A 15,031-nucleotide genomic window follows, 5' to 3' on the forward strand; every position below is an offset into this window, starting at 1 on the left:
GAGCAGTTGACTTTTAATCAATTGGTCGCAGGTTCGAATCCTGCACGACCCACCAATCTTTAACGGTGGTTTCTGGTAGAACGTGAAGGATAACGTTGCGATAGCAACGGCCCGTAGGGCGAGGCAAAACCGAGTCATCCTGCACGACCCACCATCCTGAATGATTACAGCAGTAAAATCCCGCAAGGGGTCGTTAGCTCAGTTGGTAGAGCAGTTGACTTTTAATCAATTGGTCGCAGGTTCGAATCCTGCACGACCCACCATTCAACATTGAACTTTGATGTTGAACGTGAAGGATAACGTTGCGTCAGCAACGGCCCGTAGGGCGAGGCGAAGCTGAGTCATCCTGCACGACCCACCAATGTAAAAAGGCGCCCTAAAGGCGCCTTTTTGCTATGCGTCATTCTCCACAATCATCTCCATGTTCGCACTACGCTTACCGTGACTCCATAGCGCACGAACCGGTAGCCCGGGAAGATGCGAGCATCGTCCCCGGGGAATACAAAATTCATCACGACATTTCGCTTGCGATCGGCTATCTTGTTTAGCATATAAAACATAGTGACCGTATTAAGGCGATACAAAGCGATATTTACGGTTTCAAAGTTAAGCCAGTAAAACGAGATTGCATGATGAGCGTAATGTTTGATCCTGAAACGGCGATTTATCCTTTCCCGCCAAAACCACAACCGTTGAACCGTGACGAAAAAGTGTTTTACCGCGAGAAAATTAAACGCCTGCTGCGTGAGCGCGACGCCGTGATGGTGGCGCATTACTACACCGATCCTGAAATTCAGCAACTGGCCGAAGAGACCGGCGGCTGTATTGCCGACTCGCTGGAAATGGCGCGTTTTGGCGCGCGTCACCCGGCCTCCACGCTGCTGGTTGCCGGAGTGCGTTTTATGGGCGAAACGGCCAAAATTCTTAGTCCGGAAAAGACCATCCTGATGCCGACGCTGAATGCGGAGTGTTCTCTGGATCTCGGCTGTCCCATTGATGACTTTAATGCATTTTGCGATGCTCACCCGGATCGCACCGTGGTGGTCTATGCCAATACGTCAGCGGCGGTAAAAGCGCGCGCCGATTGGGTAGTGACTTCCAGCATCGCCGTGGAATTGATTGAACATCTCGATAGCCTCGGACAAAAGATACTTTGGGCACCGGACCGCCACCTTGGTCGCTATGTACAGCGCCAGACCGGGGCCGACGTGCTGTGCTGGCAGGGCGCCTGCATCGTCCATGATGAATTTAAAACCCAGGCGCTGGCGCGCATGAAGGGGCTCTACCCCGACGCGGCGATCCTGGTGCATCCTGAATCACCGCAGGCGATTGTCGACATGGCGGATGCGGTAGGATCAACCAGCCAATTAATTGCTGCGGCGAAAAGCCTGCCGCAGCGCCAGCTTATCGTGGCCACCGATCGCGGGATCTTCTATAAAATGCAGCAGGCGGTACCGGAAAAAGATCTGCTGGAAGCGCCTACGGCAGGTGAGGGCGCAACCTGTCGCAGTTGCGCCCATTGCCCCTGGATGGCGATGAACGGCCTGAAAGCGATAGCGGAAGGGTTAGAGCAGGGCGGCGTTGAACACGAAATTCACGTTGACGCCAAACTGCGTGCCGGGGCATTAATTCCGCTTAACCGTATGCTGGAATTTGCGGCTACACTACGGGGATAACTCATTACCGCGTCGCGTTACGCTTAGGGGATAAAATGGATTTTTTCAGTACGCAGAATATTTTAGTGCATATACCGATCGGCGCCGGTGGCTACGATCTGTCTTGGATTGAGGCGGTGGGGACCATCGCCGGCCTGTTGTGCATCTGGCTGGCGAGCCTGGAAAAGATTAGCAACTATGCCTTCGGCCTGGTGAACGTGACGCTTTTTGCGATCATCTTCTTCCAGATCCAACTGTACGCCAGCCTGCTGCTACAGCTGTTTTTCTTCGCGGCGAACGTTTACGGTTGGTACGCGTGGTCAAGGCAGACTAGCGATAACGAAGCGGAACTGAAAATTCGCTGGCTGCCGTTGCCAAAAGCGCTGGCCTGGCTGGCGGGCTGCGTAGTGGCTATCGGTCTGATGACGGTGTTTATTAACCCGGTGTTTGCCTTCCTGACCCGTATCGCCGTCAACCTGATGCAAATGCTCGGGCTGCAGGTGGCGATGCCGACGCTGGAACCCGATGCTTTCCCATTCTGGGATTCCTGCATGATGGTGCTGTCGATTGCCGCGATGGTATTGATGACGCGTAAATACGTTGAGAACTGGCTGCTGTGGGTGATCATCAACGTCATTAGCGTAGTGATATTCGCTCTACAGGGCGTGTATGCGATGTCGCTGGAATATTTGCTGCTGACGTTCATTGCCCTGAATGGCAGCCGGATGTGGATTAACAGCGCGCGTGAGCGGGGTTCTCACGCGCTTTCACGTTAATGGTGATGATGATGCTCATGTCCGGAATGCGCCAGATTCAGGTGGCATTCCGGGCCGCTGCAGGGGCGGTACTCCATCTGTACCGTCACATGCTCAATTTCATATTTATGTTCAATAAAATGCTGGATGCTATCAAGTAGCGCATCGTGATCGTGCGGCGGCACGACTTGTACGTGCAGCGTCATCACCGGTTTTTCCCCCACCAGCCAGACGTGAACGTGGTGAACGTCGCGGACTTCAGGAATTGAGCGGCGTAGATCGCGGCCTAATGCTTCGACATCCAGCGAGCGCGGCGCGCCCTCCAACAACTCATTCATACTCTCCTGCAGCAGTCGCCAGGCGCTGCGCAGTACTAAACACGACACCAGCACCGAGAGGATCGGGTCAATCGGCGTCCAGCCGGTCATCAGAATGACGATAGCGGCCACGATGGCACCGACGGAACCCAATAGATCTCCCAGCACATGCAGTGCCGCTGCGCGGACATTAAGATTACTTTCGGCGCTGCCGCGGTGCAGGATCCAGAAGGCGAGGATATTGGCCAGCAGTCCGGCGACGGCGATGACCATCATGGTTTTTCCCGCCACCGGCTGCGGATGGTTAAAACGCTGTACCGCTTCCCAGAAGATGAAAATCGTAATGACCACCAGGGCGATAGCGTTAACGAAGGCGGCGAGAGTGGTTAAACGCAGCCAGCCAAAGGTGTGGCGGCTATTTGGCGGCCGGCTGGCGAAGCGCACCGCCAGCAGAGCGAACAAGAGGGCGGCGGAGTCGGTGAGCATATGTCCGGCATCGGCGAGCAGGGCCAGGGAACCGGAAATGACGCCGCCGATGGCCTCAATAATCATAAAACCGGCGGTTACGATAAAAGCCCAAAGCAGCCGGTTGGCGTTACTGTTTTCGCCAGCAGGGGTCGGTGAATGTGCATGCGCCATGATGTCATCCCTTAATAGTTATCATTATTACACTATGACATCTTACCGAAATTCAGCGAACAAAGGGATCAAGGTGAGCACTGCCACCTCGATCCCTTATCTCATCCGTTTCAATTACTGCGAGGTGCCATCCGTTTTGCTGGCATCGTTGTTCATGCCATTGCCGCTTTCCATTTTTTTATCCGTGTCCGGACAGCGTCCATCTTTGCACATGCTGTTTTTATGGACCTCGTCGCTCGACATCCCGTCATGATTCATTGTCGAACCATCAGGATGAAGCATGGTGCCGCCGGAGTTAATTTTGTCGTTATCGACATTATTTGGCGCCACGTTTTCACGGGCATCGGGCGCAACCTGTCCGGCATCAGCGGCGGAATTGGCCTGACCGTTGTTCGATTGCGCGCCGCTATCGGCGGCCAGCGCGGCGCCGCTGGCTAAGCTTAAGGTGGCGGTGAGAAGTAGGGCTGTGAGTTTATTCATATTCATCGGATACTCCTGCTTAGTCGATTTGTTAGCTAAACGCGCCAACATAGATGTGCCAGGGATCTGCGGTGCTATGGTTTAACACTCCGCCTTAGCGTGAGGATTTAAAATATAATACTGAAAATAAACATTTAATTGGATGTTGCAGTTAAAAATTGTAGTTGGCTGGCAGGATTTCGCTACTTTATGGCGTATTTTTCCCTAATTCCAGGATTATTCCATCGTCAGTGTAAAATCACGTTTACACTTTTTGACCGAAGAGATAGATTGGAAGGATTGCATTTCATTGTATAAGTATGGCAACGCCTGGAAAGAAGATGAATTATCAGAACGACGATTTACGCATTAAAGAGATCAACGAATTATTACCTCCCGTTGCGCTCCTGGAAAAATTCCCCGCTACCGAAAATGCTGCTAATACCGTTGCACATGCTCGCAAAGCGATTCACAACATCCTCAAAGGCAACGACGATCGTCTGCTGGTGGTAATTGGTCCGTGCTCTATTCACGACCCTGCCGCGGCGAAAGAGTATGCCAGCCGCCTGCTGACGTTGCGTGAAGCGCTCAAAGGCGAGCTGGAAATCGTTATGCGCGTCTATTTTGAAAAACCGCGCACCACCGTCGGTTGGAAGGGGCTAATTAACGATCCGCACATGGATAACAGCTTCCGCATTAACGACGGGCTGCGTATCGCGCGTAAGCTGCTGCTGGAAATCAACGACAGCGGTTTGCCAGCGGCGGGCGAGTTCCTTGACATGATCACCCCGCAATATGTGGCGGACCTGATGAGCTGGGGGGCAATCGGCGCGCGTACCACTGAATCCCAGGTGCATCGTGAACTCTCTTCCGGCCTCTCTTGCCCGGTTGGCTTCAAAAATGGCACCGATGGCACCATCAAGGTCGCTATCGATGCGATCAACGCTGCTGGCGCGCCGCACTGTTTCTTATCGGTAACGAAGTGGGGCCATTCCGCTATTGTGAACACCAGCGGCAACAGCGATTGCCATATCATTCTGCGCGGCGGTAAAGAGCCGAACTATAGCGCTCAGCACGTTGCCGAAGTGAAAGTGGGTCTGGCAAAAGCCGGTCTGCCGGCGCAAATCATGATCGACTTCAGCCACGCTAACTCCAGCAAGCAGTTTAAAAAGCAGATGGAAGTCGGCGCCGATGTGTGCCAGCAGATTGCCGGCGGTGAAAACGCGATTATGGGCGTGATGATTGAAAGCCACCTGGTGGAAGGCAATCAGAGCCTGGAAAGCGGCGAACCGCTGACCTACGGCAAGAGCGTGACCGACGCCTGCATCGGCTGGGAAGATACCGAGACCATCCTGCGCCAGCTGGCGGATGCGGTTAAAGCGCGCCGCGGCTAGCCTGTACTTTGCCATTGTTGGCTGCGTTCGCGTTAGGCCTGCAATGGCTAAAAATAAAAAAGCGTGGGAAATCCCACGCTTTTTTTATGGCTGAAATTATTCAGTCGCTTATTACTTCGCTTTACCCTGGTTAGCGACAGCCGCGGCCTTCGCAGCGATTTCGTCAGCATTGCCCAGGTAGTAGTGTTTGATCGGCTTGAAGTTTTCATCGAACTCATACACCAGCGGTACGCCGGTCGGGATGTTCAGTTCGAGGATCTCGTCTTCGCCCATGTTGTCGAGGTATTTCACCAGCGCACGCAGGGAGTTACCGTGAGCGGCGATAATGACGCGCTCGCCGCTTTTCAGGCGCGGCAGAATGGTTTCGTTCCAGTAAGGTACGACACGGTCAATGGTCAGCGCCAGGCTCTCGGTGGTCGGCAGTTCCGCATCGGTCAGCTTCGCGTAACGCGGATCGTGGCCCGGATAACGTTCGTCATCTTTGGTCAGTTCCGGCGGGGTGACGGCAAAGCCGCGACGCCACTGTTTAACCTGCTCGTCGCCATACTTCTCAGCGGTTTCGGCTTTGTTCAGGCCCTGCAGCGCGCCGTAGTGACGTTCGTTCAGTTTCCAGGATTTTTCAACCGGCAGCCAGGCCTGATCCAGTTCGTCCAGCACGTTCCACAGGGTGTGGATGGCACGTTTCAGCACGGAGGTATAAGCAAAATCAAAGCTGAAGCCTTCTTCCTTCAGCAGTTTACCCGCCGCTTTCGCTTCGCTAACGCCTTTTTCAGACAGGTCAACGTCGTACCAACCGGTGAAACGGTTTTCGTTGTTCCATTGGCTCTCGCCGTGACGAACTAGTACCAGCTTAGTTACAGCCATTCTCTTACTCCTCCTACACGCAACCCGACTACTGTGGTGTATTGGTTTATTGATTGATAACTATTCTCATTATATTGCCGTGATTTGCCTCACGGCAATGCTTATCCCTAACCATAGCGAAAATAGTGACGCAGTGTAAGATGCTTGTAAAACACCGGTTAGTTTTTTGTCTTTTAGCGGTGCAAATTACAGCAAAAAGGCGAAAAAAAACCCTCCGTAGGGAGGGTTATGACGTTATCCGGCGATAAACTGATATTCCGTCAGGCTAACGTATTCGGCGCCGGGCCGTAATACGCAATCTGGCTGCGGCCAGTGCGGATGATTGGGGGAGTCCGGCAGGAACTCGCTTTCCAGCGCCAGCCCTTGCCAGTCGCCGTAAGGTTGGCTGCCGCGCGATGGCGTGCCGCCGAGATAGTTACCGGAATAAAACTGCAGCGCCGGGGCCGAGGTGTACACCGTCAGCTGTAGCTTTTCATCCTGCGACCAGACATGCGCCGCCGGCTGGCGGGCGTCGCCTTTGGCCTGCAGCAGAAAGGCGTGATCGTAACCTTTCACTTTTTGCTGGTCAGCATCGGCAAGAAACTCTCCAGCAAGCACCTTCGGCGCGCGGAAATCAAAGCTGGTGTACTCCACGTCGCGCAAATCGCCATACGGAATACCGTCGCTCTCCACCGGCAGATACTGGTCGGCCAGGATCTGCAGGCGGTGGTGGCGCACGTCGCCCTGCGCGCCGTCGAGGTTAAAATAGACATGGTTAGTCATATTGACCGGGCAGGGCTTATCAACGGTGGCGCGGTACTCAATGGCGATACGATTATCGTCAGTCAGGCGATAGCGCGCGGTTGCCTGAAGATGACCCGGGAAGCCCTGATCGCCATCGGCGGAGTCGAGCGCAAACAGCACCTGGCTGTCGTCGTGGCTGACAATTTGCCAGCGACGTTTGTCGAAGCCGTCCGGCCCGCCGTGGAGCTGGTGGCCGGCCTCGTTCGACGGGGTTAAGTTCACGACTTCGCCATCGAGCGTGAAGCGGCTGTTGGCGATACGGTTAGCGTAGCGGCCGACGGATGCGCCCAGAAATGCCGCCTGCTGGCGATATTGCTGCGGCGTGGCGCAGCCAAGCAACGCTTCGCGCAGGCTGCCATCGGCAAGAGGCACTTGCGCGGAAAGTAGCGTCGCGCCCCAGTCCATCACCGTTACGCTCATCCCGGCGTCATTACGCAGCGTTATCACGTTCCACGGCTGTCCGTCGGGCGCGAGTTCGTGGGTTGGCGTTAGCATTGGCCGGCTCCCTGGGATGGTTTGCAGACGTAAAACGTCTCTTTAATGCCGGTTTTCGCTTCATACTGAGCGGCTACCGCCTGCTGTACTTTTTCAACCAGTGCTTCCGGTATCAGGGCAACGATGCAGCCGCCAAAGCCGCCGCCGGTCATACGCACGCCGCCCTGGTCGCCGATAACCGCTTTGACAATCTCAACCAGCGTATCAATTTGCGGTACGGTGATTTCAAAATCATCGCGCATGGAGGCGTGAGACTCTGCCATCAGTTGGCCCATGCGCTGCAGGTCGCCGTTTGCCAGCGCGCTCGCCGCTTCGACGGTACGGGCGTTTTCGGTTAACACATGGCGCACGCGTTTTGCCACAATCGGGTCCAGCTCGTGGGCCACGGCATTAAATTGCGCAAGCTCAACGTCACGCAGAGCGGGCTGCTGGAAGAAACGCGCGCCGGTTTCACACTGTTCGCGGCGGGTGTTGTATTCGCTGCCGACCAGCGTGCGTTTAAAGTTGCTGTTGATAATCACCACCGCGACGCCTTTCGGCATTGACACCGCTTTGGTGCCAAGGGTGCGGCAGTCAATCAGCAGCGCATGATCTTTTTTACCCAGCGCCGAAATAAGCTGGTCCATAATGCCGCAATTACAGCCGACGAACTGGTTTTCCGCTTCCTGGCCGTTAAGGGCGATTTGCGCGCCGTCGAGCGGCAGATGATATAGCTGCTGGAACACGGTGCCGACGGCGACTTCCAGCGAAGCCGAGGAGCTTAAACCCGCGCCCTGCGGTACGTTGCCGCTGATGACCAGATCGGCGCCGCCGAAGTGGTTATTGCGCTTCTGCAGGTGTTTGACCACGCCGCGTACGTAGTTTGACCACTGTTGGGTATCGTGGCTAACGATAGGCGCATCGAGGGAAAACTCGTCGCGCTGATTATCGTAATCGGCGGCAATGACCCGCACGATACGGTCGGAACGCGGCGCGCAGCTGACAACGGTTTGATAGTCAATGGCGCACGGCAGCACGAAACCATCGTTGTAATCGGTATGTTCGCCAATCAGGTTGACGCGGCCCGGCGCCTGAATGACGTGACTGGCAGGGTAGCCAAACTGTTCAGCAAACAGCGCCTGGGTGTTCTCTTTCAGACTCATTATTCAACTCCTGATTCACGAAAATGGATATCGCTAACGGCACGTAACTTTTCGGCGGCTTGCTCCGCCGTGAGATCGCGCTGGGTTTCGGCTAGCATTTCGTAGCCGACCATAAATTTGCGCACCGTGGCGGAGCGCAACAGCGGCGGGTAAAAGTGAGCGTGCAGCTGCCAGTGTTGATTATCTTCATTATTAAACGGCGCGCCGTGCCAGCCCATGGAGTAGGGGAAGGAGGTCTGGAACAGGTTGTCGTAACGGCTGGTCAGCTTTTTCAGCGCCAGCGCCAGGTCGTGGCGCTGGGCTGCGGTTAAATCGGTCAGACGCTGGATGTGCGTTTTTGGCAGCAGCAGCGTCTCAAATGGCCAGGCCGCCCAATACGGGACCACGGCCAGCCAGTGTTCGGTTTCTACAACGGTACGGCTGCCGTCGGCCAGTTCGCGTTGCACATAATCCACCAGCATCGGTGAACCCTGCTCAGCGAAATATTTCTTTTGCAGACGGTCTTCACGTTCCGCCTCATTGGGCAGGAAACTGTTGGCCCATACCTGGCCGTGAGGATGCGGGTTGGAGCAGCCCATCGCCGCGCCTTTATTTTCGAAGACCTGGACCCAGGGATAACTTTTCCCAAGGTCCGCGGTCTGCTCTTGCCACGTTTTAACCACGCCTTCCAGTGCTTCAATGCTCAGTTCCGGCAGCGTTTTGCTGTGGTCTGGCGAGAAGCAGATAACCCGACTGGTGCCGCGGGCGCTTTGGCAGCGCATCAGCGGATCGTCGCTCTCCGGAGCGTCCGGCGTATCGGTCATCAATGCGGCAAAGTCGTTGGTAAACACGTAGGTGCCGGTGTAATTCGGGTTAGTGTCGCCGGTGACGCGGGTATTGCCCGGGCACAAGAAACAATCCGCATCGTGCGCGGGCAACGTTTGTTTTGCCGGCGTCTCCTGCGCCCCTTGCCAGGGGCGCTTGGCGCGATGCGGTGAAACCAGAATCCACTGCCCGGTTAACGGGTTATAACGACGGTGCGGATGGTCGACGGGGTTAAATTGCGTCATGGTATTTCCTTAGAGCCTTACCTTTAGGCTATTAGTCCGGATAACCCTGCGGATGACGGGACTGCCAGTGCCAGGTGTCCTGCGCCATTTCGTCAAGGTTGCGCGTCACGCGCCAGTTCAGCTCGCGGTCGGCTTTGGCGGCATCAGCCCAGTAGGCCGGGAGATCGCCATCGCGGCGCGGCGCGAAGTGATAATTAATCGGTTTACCGCAGGCTTTGCTGAAGGCGTTGACCACGTCCAGCACGCTGCTGCCGACGCCTGCGCCGAGGTTGTAGATATGTACGCCAGCTTTGTTCGCCAGTTTTTCCATGGCGGCGACGTGACCGTCGGCGAGGTCCATCACGTGGATGTAGTCGCGCACGCCGGTGCCGTCTTCGGTCGGATAGTCGTTACCGAATACCGCCAGTGATTCGCGACGGCCAACGGCAACCTGCGCGATATACGGCATCAGGTTGTTTGGAATGCCCTGCGGATCTTCGCCCATATCGCCTGATGGATGCGCGCCGACCGGGTTGAAGTAGCGCAGCAGCGCGATGCTCCAGTCCGGCTGGGCTTTCTGCAGGTCGGCGAGGATCTGCTCAACCATCAGTTTGCTTTTACCGTAGGGGCTTTGCGGGGTACCGGTCGGGAAGCTTTCAACATAAGGGATCTTCGGCTGGTCGCCGTAGACGGTCGCGGAGGAGCTGAAAATAAAGTTTTTAACGCCGGCTGCGCGCATAGCGGAAACCAATTTAAGTGTACCGGTGACGTTATTGTCGTAATATTCCAGCGGCTTGGCGACGGACTCGCCGACGGCTTTCAGGCCGGCAAAATGGATCACGGCTTCGATAGCGTGATCGTGCAGAATTTCCGTCATCAGCGCCTCATTACGAATATCGCCTTCGACAAAGGTGGCTTTCTTGCCGCCGAGACGTTCAATGACCGGCAATACGCTGCGTTTACTGTTGCAGAGATTGTCGAGAATAATCACATCATGTCCCTGCAGCAGCAGCTGTACGCAAGTATGACTTCCAATGTAACCGCTACCACCTGTGACCAGTACTTTCATGATTCGCTCCAATAGGCTTATCGTGTGAGAAGAAGATAGCATACCAAAGAAGGGAAAAGTGTGACACAGGCCAAAATGTTGGAATCGTTTACACTTGATGTGATATTAAGGCTGATTTTAGTTAATTCTTTATAAAACAGCTGTTTGTGGTGATTATTGGTTATTTCTCTGAAAAAATACAGGGATCCGCAGACCCCTGTATAGCGCTATTCTGCCAGCGGACCGAGGCGGTAAGTGTAACCGTCTCCACTACGAATGAACTCCAGGCGGTGGGTAATGCAGTCAGGGGCATCTCCGGCATGATGCGATACAAACAGCAGCTGCGTGGTCCCTTCGCCAATTAAAACATCAACAAAACGACGTACCAGCTGGCGATTCAGCGGATCTAATCCCTGTAACGGTTCATCGAGTATCAGCAGGGTTGGGTGTTTGACCAGCGCGCGAACGATCAGCGCCAACCGCTGCTGCCCCCACGACAAACTATGGAACGGCGCGTCGGCGGTGCGTTTATCAATGCCGAGAATATCCAGCCAGCGCTGGACCAGCTTGTGTTGTTTATCAGAGACCGCCTGATAAATGCCTATTGAATCAAAGTAGCCGGAAAGGATCACATTACGCACGTTAGTGCTGACACGGTATTCCAGATGCAGGCTGCTGCTGACATAGCCAATATGTTTTTTGATATCCCAAATAGTCTCACCGCTACCGCGACGGCGGCCGAATAGCGTCAGGTCGTTGCTGTAACCCTGTGGATGGTCGCCGGTGATCAGGCTCAGCAATGTGGATTTGCCCGCGCCGTTGGGGCCGACAATCTGCCAGTGTTCGCCGGGGTTCACCGTCCAGCTTAGCTGGTTAATGATCGCTTTATCGTTATACGACACTGTGCCGTCGTTAAGGACGATAAGCGGAGCGTTCGCCGCTAAGTCGTGCCGGGCGGCGGGGGCATCCGGTTCTGGTAGCGTCATACCGGCAAGTTTTTCGCTATGCGCCAGTTGGGCAACCAGCGCCTGTTGTAATAACGCCTGTTTCTCGCCGGTTTCGCTCAGCGTGCAATCCGCCAGCACCCCGGCATATTCAATGAATTCCGGGATCTCATCGAAGCGGTTGAGTACCAGTACCAGGGTGATGCCTGCCTGATGCAGGCTGGCCAGCAGGTCGGCCAACTGTTGGCGCGAAGCGACGTCCAGGCCATCAAACGGCTCGTCGAGAATCAGCAGGTCTGGGTCGCTCATCAGCGCCTGGCAGAGGAGCGTTTTGCGGGTTTCGCCCGTCGACAGATATTTAAAGCGCCGCGTCAGCAGGTGGCTAATACCAAACTGCTCCGCCAGCCGGGCACAACGTTCCGGGTCGCGTCTTTCATCTTCGATGATTTCTGCGGTGGTGCGACCGGTATCTTCTTCGCCGGGACTGAGCATATCGGTGTTGTTACGTTGCCACTCGTCGCTGACCAGTTTCTGCAGCTGTTCGAAGGAGAGGCGAGTTGTACGCTGAAATGCGCTTTCGCGCTGCCCGTTTAACAGAGTCAGTTCACCGGCCAGCGCTCTGGCCAGCGCCGATTTACCGCTACCGTTACTGCCGACGAAAGCCCAGCTTTCGCCAGCGCGCAGCGTGAGGCGATCGATATGTAAGGTTTTTATATCGCTAAGGCGAAACGTGCCTTGCGAAATTTGCAATGATGACATTGTGTATCCCACTTTTTGCAGTGTTGTGCTTCAGGGATACGTCTTCACGGCAATAAAGTCAATGCCATTAGCATAAGGTTGCCAGAATGATGCGATCGGCATTGAAGTAGGCGATCGCCTGCGCGCCTTCCTGCAAGCCGTCGGTTTGCGCCGTTGACAGCGTGGCGCACAGGTTTTGCCCATCCGGCAACGCCATGATGACTTCGCACCGCTCCGGCCCGCGTTCAATGTGGCTGATGCGCCCGGTAAGCTGGTTGTCTGCCTGCTGCGCCACGGCGTGGTCAAGCGTGATGCCGACCCACGGCGCTTTTAGCAACACCAGCACTTCCTGGCCTTCAGTGAGCCCGAGGCGGTCGGCACTTTGAGCGGTAATGGCGACTTTAAAACGGGTCTGGCCGTCCGCCAGCAGCACGTCGACATGTTGCTGTACCTGCTGGTGGTCGCGACCGGTGATGGTGCCGAACCACTGGTTGCGGGCGCTGGTTTGTAACGAGAAGCGGGAAATCGCCGCCAGCAAGCTGTCGAGGGGCAGGGCGTCATCGTCGCTTAGTACGTCGAAGGCTTTTTGTTGAATCTGCGCCAACAGATCGTATAACTGAATCAACCGCTGTCCATAGCGGGTCAGCACCGCGCCGCCGCCGCCTTTACCGCCAGTGGCGCGGTCGACCAGCGATTGTTCGCTAAGCTGGTTCATTTCGTTGATCGCATCCCATGCGCTTTTATAGCTGATACCGGCGTTCTTCGCCCCCTGGCTAATTGAGCCAGTCCGATCAATCTGCTTGAGTAAGGCTATCCGGCGGGGATCGGCGAACAGGCGCTGTTGAAGCTTAAGCGTAAGAAGGATTTCGGCCTGCATAATCAATTCCTGACGTAAAAAGCGTATTGTGAACGATAGCGCTCATCTTGCAACAGCCATCTGCCGCAGCGGCGGTGAGGCACCGCACAAATGGGGCGTGTTTTTCCGGCTGAAATGGTTACAATGAAGTATTCGTACTATCTGGAGCCAACCATGTTAGAGCTGTTGAAAAGTCTGGTATTTGCTGTCGTCATGGTACCTGTGGTGATGGCGGTCATCCTCGGTCTGATTTACGGTCTCGGCGAAGTGTTCAACATTTTCTCCGGCGTCGGTCATAAAGACAGCAGCCAGCAAAATCACTGATTCCCCAACGCCCGGCTCGCCGGGCGTTTTCTTTTGTACCTATCCTGATTACCCCTAAATCGCGCTGGGAAATCCTGAGCATAGTCGTTATATTATTCGCTACATAACGAACACACAGGAGTTTCCAATGGCAGGTCAATGGTCGCGTTTTCTGACCGGAGCGGCTTTAACGCTCTGCGTTTCTGGTCATGCGCTGGCGCAGGACGGCAAAATTACCGTTTTTGCCGCGGCGTCGTTAACCAACGCTATGCAGGATATCGCGCAAGCCTATAAAAAAGCGCACCGTGTTGAAGTAGTCTCTTCCTTTGCTTCTTCCTCCACGCTGGCGCGCCAGATTGAAGCCGGCGCGCCCGCCGATCTGTTTATTTCTGCGGACCAGAAATGGATGGACTATGCCGTAGATAAAAAATCAATCGATAAGGCAACCCGCACCACGCTGCTGGGCAATAGCCTGGTGGTGGTCGCGCCGAAAGCCAGCGATCGCAGCGATATCACCATTAATGCTAAAACCGACTGGGCCAGCCTGCTGCAAGGCGGACGTCTGGCGGTCGGCGATCCGGACCACGTACCGGCAGGGATCTATGCCAAAGAAGCGCTGCAAAAACTGGGGGCCTGGGAGACGCTGTCGCCGAAGCTCGCGCCGGCAGAAGACGTGAGCGGCGCGCTGGCGCTGGTGGAGCGCAACGAAGCGCCGTTGGGCATCGTCTACGGCTCTGATGCCGTCGCCAGCAAGGGGGTCAAAGTGGTGGGCACCTTCCCGGAGGATTCGCACAAAAAAGTCGAGTATCCGCTGGCTATCGTTGATGGGCATAAAAATGCTACCGTAACCGCGTTTTATGACTACCTCAAAGGCCCGGAAGCCTCGGCTATCTTTAAACGTTACGGATTCACCACACAGCAATGATTTTAAGCGATCCCGAATGGCAGGCGGTACTGCTGAGCCTGAAAGTTTCATCCCTGGCGGTGGTTTGCAGCTTACCTTTTGGGATCTTTTTCGCCTGGCTGCTGGTGCGCCGCCATTTTCCCGGCAAAGCGTTACTCGATAGCATTATACATTTACCGCTGGTGCTGCCGCCGGTGGTGGTCGGCTATCTGTTGCTGATTTCCATGGGGCGACGCGGCTTTATCGGCAGTTGGTTATACGACTGGTTTGGTCTGACCTTCGCCTTCAGCTGGCGGGGGGCGGTGCTGGCGGCGGCGGTGATGTCATTTCCGCTGATGGTGCGGGCGATACGCCTCGCGCTTGAAGGGGTGGACGTGAAGCTTGAACAGGCGGCGCGCACCCTGGGGGCTAATCGCTGGCGGGTATTTTTCACCATCACGCTGCCGTTGACCCTGCCGGGCATTATTGTCGGTACGGTGCTGGCTTTCGCCCGTTCGCTGGGAGAGTTTGGCGCGACGATCACCTTTGTCTCAAACATTCCTGGCGAAACGCGCACCATTCCTTCCGCGATGTATACCCTGATTCAAACGCCCGGCAGCGAAGGCGCCGCCGCGCGGTTATGCATCATCTCTATTGTTCTGGCGCTGGTATCGTTGCTGGTGTCTGAATGGCTGGCGCGCCTTAGCCGTAAGCGGATGGGAAAATAA

General features: G+C 55.5%; 16 protein-coding genes, 1 tRNA gene and 1 other RNA gene. 8 read left to right on the forward strand and 10 right to left on the reverse strand.

Features of this window, described 5'->3' with window-relative positions; all coding sequences use genetic code 11:
- Positions 1–154, forward strand: a non-coding RNA gene (locus ABLU78_RS13900) — RtT sRNA; the annotation flags it as partial.
- Between the two features lie 33 nt (positions 155–187).
- Positions 188–263 (forward strand) — tRNA-Lys (locus ABLU78_RS13905).
- Between the two features lie 150 nt (positions 264–413).
- On the opposite strand, the gene ABLU78_RS13910 is transcribed toward ABLU78_RS13905, so the two are convergent.
- Positions 414–551 carry a hypothetical protein gene (locus tag ABLU78_RS13910; RefSeq protein ID WP_306305877.1) on the reverse strand — a complete coding sequence of 46 codons (138 nt, stop codon included), beginning with the start codon at positions 549–551 and terminating at the stop codon, positions 414–416.
- 81 nt (positions 552–632) lie between these two features.
- On the opposite strand from ABLU78_RS13910, the gene nadA reads away from it, so the two are divergent.
- Together nadA and pnuC are read left to right on the forward strand one after the other, a co-directional pair.
- The gene (gene nadA, locus ABLU78_RS13915; protein WP_015704773.1) at positions 633–1,676 is read left to right on the forward strand and encodes a quinolinate synthase NadA; all 1,044 of its coding nucleotides are present in this window, start codon (positions 633–635) and stop codon (positions 1,674–1,676) included.
- Positions 1,677–1,711: 35 nt separating this feature from the next.
- Positions 1,712–2,431: a nicotinamide riboside transporter PnuC gene (pnuC, locus tag ABLU78_RS13920; RefSeq protein ID WP_015367656.1), complete on the forward strand. Its 720-nt coding sequence runs from the start codon at positions 1,712–1,714 to the stop codon at positions 2,429–2,431.
- On the opposite strand, the gene zitB is transcribed toward pnuC, so the two are convergent.
- Entirely contained in the window at positions 2,428–3,366 is a 939-nt protein-coding gene (zitB, locus tag ABLU78_RS13925; protein WP_015367655.1) for a CDF family zinc transporter ZitB, read from the reverse strand. The genes pnuC and zitB overlap by 4 nt on opposite strands.
- 114 nt (positions 3,367–3,480) lie before the next feature.
- Positions 3,481–3,852, reverse strand: coding sequence for a YbgS-like family protein (locus tag ABLU78_RS13930; protein WP_015367654.1), 372 nt, complete (start codon positions 3,850–3,852; stop codon positions 3,481–3,483).
- 314 nt (positions 3,853–4,166) lie between these two features.
- Between ABLU78_RS13930 and aroG the strand changes: the two genes are divergently transcribed.
- Positions 4,167–5,219 carry a 3-deoxy-7-phosphoheptulonate synthase AroG gene (aroG, locus tag ABLU78_RS13935; RefSeq protein ID WP_015367653.1) on the forward strand — a complete coding sequence of 351 codons (1,053 nt, stop codon included), beginning with the start codon at positions 4,167–4,169 and terminating at the stop codon, positions 5,217–5,219.
- 111 nt (positions 5,220–5,330) lie between these two features.
- Here aroG and gpmA read toward each other — a convergent pair whose 3' ends face one another.
- The 7 genes from gpmA to modE form a co-directional block, all read right to left on the reverse strand.
- Positions 5,331–6,083: a 2,3-diphosphoglycerate-dependent phosphoglycerate mutase gene (gpmA, locus tag ABLU78_RS13940; protein WP_015367652.1), complete on the reverse strand. Its 753-nt coding sequence runs from the start codon at positions 6,081–6,083 to the stop codon at positions 5,331–5,333.
- A 234-nt stretch (positions 6,084–6,317) separates the two neighbouring features.
- A complete protein-coding gene (gene galM / locus ABLU78_RS13945) occupies positions 6,318–7,361 on the reverse strand; it encodes a galactose-1-epimerase (protein ID WP_032707639.1) in 1,044 nt (347 codons plus the stop codon).
- Complete coding sequence (gene galK, locus ABLU78_RS13950) at positions 7,355–8,503, reverse strand: galactokinase (RefSeq protein ID WP_015367650.1); 1,149 nt, start codon at positions 8,501–8,503, stop codon at positions 7,355–7,357. Before galK ends, galM begins: the two co-directional genes overlap by 7 nt.
- A complete protein-coding gene (gene galT, locus ABLU78_RS13955; protein ID WP_015367649.1) occupies positions 8,503–9,552 on the reverse strand; it encodes a galactose-1-phosphate uridylyltransferase in 1,050 nt (349 codons plus the stop codon). The genes galK and galT overlap by 1 nt, the downstream gene beginning before the upstream one ends.
- Before the next feature lie 31 nt (positions 9,553–9,583).
- Positions 9,584–10,600, reverse strand: a complete 1,017-nt coding sequence (gene galE / locus ABLU78_RS13960; protein ID WP_015367648.1) for a UDP-glucose 4-epimerase GalE — start codon at positions 10,598–10,600, stop codon at positions 9,584–9,586.
- Positions 10,601–10,806: 206 nt separating this feature from the next.
- Positions 10,807–12,282, reverse strand: coding sequence for a molybdate ABC transporter ATP-binding protein ModF (gene modF / locus ABLU78_RS13965; RefSeq protein ID WP_048228546.1), 1,476 nt, complete (start codon positions 12,280–12,282; stop codon positions 10,807–10,809).
- A 67-nt stretch (positions 12,283–12,349) separates the two neighbouring features.
- Positions 12,350–13,138, reverse strand: coding sequence for a molybdenum-dependent transcriptional regulator (gene modE / locus ABLU78_RS13970; protein ID WP_032712906.1), 789 nt, complete (start codon positions 13,136–13,138; stop codon positions 12,350–12,352).
- A gap of 153 nt (positions 13,139–13,291) precedes the next feature.
- Between modE and ABLU78_RS13975 the strand changes: the two genes are divergently transcribed.
- The 3 genes from ABLU78_RS13975 to modB all read left to right on the forward strand — a co-directional run bounded on the left by ABLU78_RS13975 (position 13,292) and on the right by modB (position 15,031).
- A complete protein-coding gene (locus tag ABLU78_RS13975) occupies positions 13,292–13,441 on the forward strand; it encodes an AcrZ family multidrug efflux pump-associated protein (protein ID WP_015367645.1) in 150 nt (49 codons plus the stop codon).
- 127 nt (positions 13,442–13,568) lie between these two features.
- The gene (gene modA, locus ABLU78_RS13980; protein WP_323806249.1) at positions 13,569–14,345 is read left to right on the forward strand and encodes a molybdate ABC transporter substrate-binding protein; all 777 of its coding nucleotides are present in this window, start codon (positions 13,569–13,571) and stop codon (positions 14,343–14,345) included.
- Positions 14,342–15,031 carry a molybdate ABC transporter permease subunit gene (modB, locus tag ABLU78_RS13985; protein ID WP_015367643.1) on the forward strand — a complete coding sequence of 230 codons (690 nt, stop codon included), beginning with the start codon at positions 14,342–14,344 and terminating at the stop codon, positions 15,029–15,031. The genes modA and modB overlap by 4 nt, the downstream gene beginning before the upstream one ends.

The organism is Klebsiella sp. JN_Kp122 (assembly GCF_040062085.1).
GTDB lineage: Bacteria > Pseudomonadota > Gammaproteobacteria > Enterobacterales > Enterobacteriaceae > Klebsiella > Klebsiella aerogenes.

Excerpts from the sequence above, each read along its gene's own strand:
- ABLU78_RS13910 (WP_306305877.1), bottom strand. The coding sequence starts at position 551 with ATGCTAAACAAGATAGCCGATCGCAAGCGAAATGTCGTGATGAATTTT.
- nadA (WP_015704773.1), top strand. The coding sequence starts at position 633 with ATGAGCGTAATGTTTGATCCTGAAACGGCGATTTATCCTTTCCCGCCA.
- pnuC (WP_015367656.1), top strand. The coding sequence starts at position 1,712 with ATGGATTTTTTCAGTACGCAGAATATTTTAGTGCATATACCGATCGGC.
- zitB (WP_015367655.1), bottom strand. The coding sequence starts at position 3,366 with ATGGCGCATGCACATTCACCGACCCCTGCTGGCGAAAACAGTAACGCC.
- ABLU78_RS13930 (WP_015367654.1), bottom strand. The coding sequence starts at position 3,852 with ATGAATATGAATAAACTCACAGCCCTACTTCTCACCGCCACCTTAAGC.
- aroG (WP_015367653.1), top strand. The coding sequence starts at position 4,167 with ATGAATTATCAGAACGACGATTTACGCATTAAAGAGATCAACGAATTA.
- gpmA (WP_015367652.1), bottom strand. The coding sequence starts at position 6,083 with ATGGCTGTAACTAAGCTGGTACTAGTTCGTCACGGCGAGAGCCAATGG.
- galM (WP_032707639.1), bottom strand. The coding sequence starts at position 7,361 with ATGCTAACGCCAACCCACGAACTCGCGCCCGACGGACAGCCGTGGAAC.
- galK (WP_015367650.1), bottom strand. The coding sequence starts at position 8,503 with ATGAGTCTGAAAGAGAACACCCAGGCGCTGTTTGCTGAACAGTTTGGC.
- galT (WP_015367649.1), bottom strand. The coding sequence starts at position 9,552 with ATGACGCAATTTAACCCCGTCGACCATCCGCACCGTCGTTATAACCCG.
- galE (WP_015367648.1), bottom strand. The coding sequence starts at position 10,600 with ATGAAAGTACTGGTCACAGGTGGTAGCGGTTACATTGGAAGTCATACT.
- modF (WP_048228546.1), bottom strand. The coding sequence starts at position 12,282 with ATGTCATCATTGCAAATTTCGCAAGGCACGTTTCGCCTTAGCGATATA.
- modE (WP_032712906.1), bottom strand. The coding sequence starts at position 13,138 with ATGCAGGCCGAAATCCTTCTTACGCTTAAGCTTCAACAGCGCCTGTTC.
- ABLU78_RS13975 (WP_015367645.1), top strand. The coding sequence starts at position 13,292 with ATGTTAGAGCTGTTGAAAAGTCTGGTATTTGCTGTCGTCATGGTACCT.
- modA (WP_323806249.1), top strand. The coding sequence starts at position 13,569 with ATGGCAGGTCAATGGTCGCGTTTTCTGACCGGAGCGGCTTTAACGCTC.
- modB (WP_015367643.1), top strand. The coding sequence starts at position 14,342 with ATGATTTTAAGCGATCCCGAATGGCAGGCGGTACTGCTGAGCCTGAAA.